Annotated in this window: 1 protein-coding gene; it reads left to right on the top strand. The window is 41.3% G+C overall.

Annotated features, from left to right (window positions below; all coding sequences use genetic code 11):
* Positions 1–387 (top strand): hypothetical protein (locus tag UB32_RS18860; RefSeq protein ID WP_206742578.1); only part of this gene is annotated, 387 nt, incomplete at its 5' end.
* Between the last annotated feature and the right edge of the window lie 221 nt (positions 388–608).

Here is a 608-nt window from a genome sequence, read left to right as displayed (position 1 = left end):
GCAGCAGGAGGTACAGGATTGTATATGGCATCCGCGAAGGAAAATGCAGTGAATCCTGCTGAATTTATGAAGGAGCAGGGCATTGATTTTAAAAATATGGCAAACTTCATGGGTGATGGCAATTTTGGAAATATGCAGGAGTTCATGGGGGAGCAAGGAATTACTGTCGATGAGATAAATCAAATGAGGAAATCAGGAGATTTTGAGGATATGCAAAAATTCATGGATGATCAGAATATCAACTTTGGACAAATGCAGCCATATATGCAGGAAATGCATCCTGATTTGAGTACGAAAGACCTGGAGGATATGTATAAAGGGATGCATGGCACAGGTGGCGCATCTAACAGCCAGAATTTCCAGGGTATGGGGAACACGGGCTTATAAAATCTAACTGAGCCGGTTTTCCGGCCGTTAACACCCGAATTCAGGAGGAATGCAACAATGTTTACGCTGTTGATCTTGGCAATAGGTTTTTACCTTTACAAAACAGGCGATTTACAAAAGTTCTTTGGAAAAATGGATACTCAAGTTCCAGAGAATAACTCAGCCAGACAAATCATTGATTTGAGGTATGCTGAAGGCAAAATTACCGAAGAAGAATACGG

Origin of the sequence: Mesobacillus subterraneus (assembly GCF_000934845.1) — a bacterium.
Lineage (GTDB): Bacteria > Bacillota > Bacilli > Bacillales > Cytobacillaceae > Mesobacillus > Mesobacillus stamsii.
This window is presented reverse-complemented; position numbering and strand designations above follow the sequence as displayed.